We start from the raw sequence: 2,427 nt of genomic DNA on the forward strand, positions 1-2,427 counted from the left end.
CCAGCCGTTGGCGATCCGCTCAAGTGTTTGGGTGAGCCAAGCCTGCGGGTCCACGTTGTTCATCTTCGCCGTCTGAAGGAGCGTGGCGATAGTCGCCCAGGTCCTTCCACCGCCATCGCTGCCGGCGAAGAGACTGTTCTTTCTCGTGATCGTCTGGGGCCTAATGGCACGCTCAACGATGTTGCTGTCGAGCTCGATGCGGCCGTCGGTAAGGAAGCGTTCGAAGATGGAGCGACGCGAGGTGGCATAGCGGATCGCTTCTGCGAGCTTCGACTTGCCGGAGATCCGCGGCAGGGTCTTTTGCCACAGGGCGAAGAGCTCAGTGACAACTGCAGCAGATGTCGCCTGACGTGCCGCGACACGCGCGTCAGGGCTCTGCCCCCGGGCCGCCGCTTCCACCTCCCAGAGCTTTGCCATCAATTCCACCGTCTCGCTGGCTATCTTGGAGCTGTCCGAGGCGTGGAGTTCGTAGAACTTGCGCCTGCTATGGGACCAGCAGCCGGCCAGCATCACGCCGTCATTGCCGCCGTCAGATCGGGCAAGCTTGTTGTAGGCACCATGCCCGTCCACCTGAAGGATACCGCGATAGCCATTCAGATGCCGGGCGACGCGATCGCCAGCGCGGCTATCTTCGAAGCGATAGGCGACCATCGGCGGGCCACTACCGCCAAAGGGTCTATCATCCCTCGCATAAGCCCATAGCCAGGCTGTCTTTGCCGATCCGGATCCGGGCGCGAGCGTTGGCAATGTCGTCTCGTCCGCAAAGATGCGCTCAGCCTTCTTGATCTCAGCGAGGATGTAGTCGGCCAGGATATCGAGCTCGTAGCCGAGCTTGCCCATCCATTGGGCCATCAGCTTCCGGTCAAGCTCAACCTTGTCGCGTGCATAGATTGCCTCCTGTCGATAGAGCGGAAGGCCATCTGCATACTTCGAGACAGCGATCTGGGCGAGAAGCGCTTCCGTTGGAATGCCACCCTCGATGATGTGCGCGGGCGCGGCTGCCTGGATGACGCCGTCTTCGTTCTTGAAGGCATACTTCGGCCGCCGGGTGACGATGACGCGGAACTTCGCCGGCACGACGTCCAGTCGCTCCGAGACGTCTTCTCCGATCAGCACCTTCTGTTTGCCGATGTGTTCGTGCAGTTCATCCGGCTCGATCACCACTTCGACTCGTTCCAGATGAGGTGCAAAGCCCTTGCGCGGCCGGGGTGCACGTTTCGCATCGGGATCAGCGGCACCCTTGTTTACCTTGGCTCGGATTGCCGAGATACCGGTCTCGATTTCCTCGAAGACAAAAGCCTGCTGCTCATCATCGATGCCCGGAGAGCCGAGCTTTTCCGATTGCCGGCCGAAGCGGGCGCGATCGAAGGCTTTCAGGATCTGGGTCAGTCGCTCGATGCGTTCGTCGGCATCGGCGTTTCTGGCTTTCAGGTCTGCGACCTCGCTCTCGAGAGCATCGGTGCGCGCTGCCTTCTCGGCCATGGCAAGGACCATGGCTTTCAGGGTCTCTACATCATCCGGGAGCTGTAGATCGGGCGGCGTCATGAGGCCTACCAGAGCACAATTTGCTCCGGTTTTCCTGCCTTTTCAGGCGGTTGATTCACTTCGCCGCAGCCCTTTACCCAACAATCTCCGGCGGCTTCACCGCCACTGAGCGCACCCGTTTCCAGTCCATGCCGTCAACGAGCGCCATGAGCTGAGCGTGATTGAGCTGCACCCGGTTGTGGCCGATCCGCGGCCAGCAGAACTGCGCCTTCTCCAACCGCTTGGAATAGAGGCAGACCCCTGATCCATCCCACCAGACGATCTTGACCCGGTCCGCCCGCTTCGCCCGGAAGACATAAAGCGAGCCATTGAACGGATCACTGCCGGCGTCGCGCACCAGCGACAGCAAACTGTCCGGCCCTTTGCGAAAGTCGATGGGGTGACTGGCGAGGAAGACCTTTACACCTGCGGGGATCATGCTGACCGAACTGCCCGGATGACACGCTGCAGATGAGCTTCGTCCACATCGGCGGGAGCGCGCACGACGACATCGCCAATCAGAACTTCGATTATCGCGCCGTCGGCAGATGGCGTGACTGCCTTATGACCGATCGGCGCTATGTTCTCCTTGTGAGAGCCCAGGGCGGCGCGACGCCAGCCAAACAGTTGTGACGGATGGATATCAAGCCGACGTGCGATCGCTGACACGCTCGAGCCAGGCTCGAGTGCCTCTGCAACTGCACGCGCTTTAAAATCGTCCGACCAGCGCCGCCGAAGCTGCCGAGGCGCGCCCTCAAATCGGTCCGCAACAGCCTCGATCATATGAAAAGTTCTAGTTCCAGAGCTAGGCGCAGACATAGAAGCTCACAGCAGTTCATCGTGTCCGCTACCGATAGCCGACCGCTAAGCTGCTTCGCCAGATGGGGTCTGCTTGTCGCTTAC

The 2,427-nt window shown here is 60.7% G+C and carries 3 protein-coding genes; all 3 read right to left on the minus strand.

The genetic code is table 11. From position 1 onward, the window contains the following. A partial coding sequence (locus MOV76_RS38885; RefSeq protein ID WP_097623642.1) for an IS66-like element ISRel15 family transposase occupies positions 1-1,545 on the minus strand: 1,545 nt, incomplete at its 3' end. Between the two features lie 73 nt (positions 1,546-1,618). Further along, complete coding sequence (gene tnpB, locus MOV76_RS38890; protein ID WP_011053349.1) at positions 1,619-1,963, minus strand: IS66 family insertion sequence element accessory protein TnpB; 345 nt, start codon at positions 1,961-1,963, stop codon at positions 1,619-1,621. Beyond that, positions 1,960-2,307 (minus strand): transposase, encoded by a 348-nt coding sequence (locus MOV76_RS38895; protein ID WP_092755364.1) that lies wholly within the window; start codon positions 2,305-2,307, stop codon positions 1,960-1,962. The genes tnpB and MOV76_RS38895 overlap by 4 nt, the downstream gene beginning before the upstream one ends. Positions 2,308-2,427 lie beyond the last annotated feature (120 nt).

The organism is Rhizobium sp. PRIMUS64 (assembly GCF_023006465.1).
Taxonomy (GTDB): Bacteria; Pseudomonadota; Alphaproteobacteria; order Rhizobiales; family Rhizobiaceae; genus Rhizobium; species Rhizobium leguminosarum.

Excerpts from the sequence above, each read along its gene's own strand:
- tnpB (WP_011053349.1), bottom strand. The coding sequence starts at position 1,963 with ATGATCCCCGCAGGTGTAAAGGTCTTCCTCGCCAGTCACCCCATCGAC.
- MOV76_RS38895 (WP_092755364.1), bottom strand. The coding sequence starts at position 2,307 with ATGATCGAGGCTGTTGCGGACCGATTTGAGGGCGCGCCTCGGCAGCTT.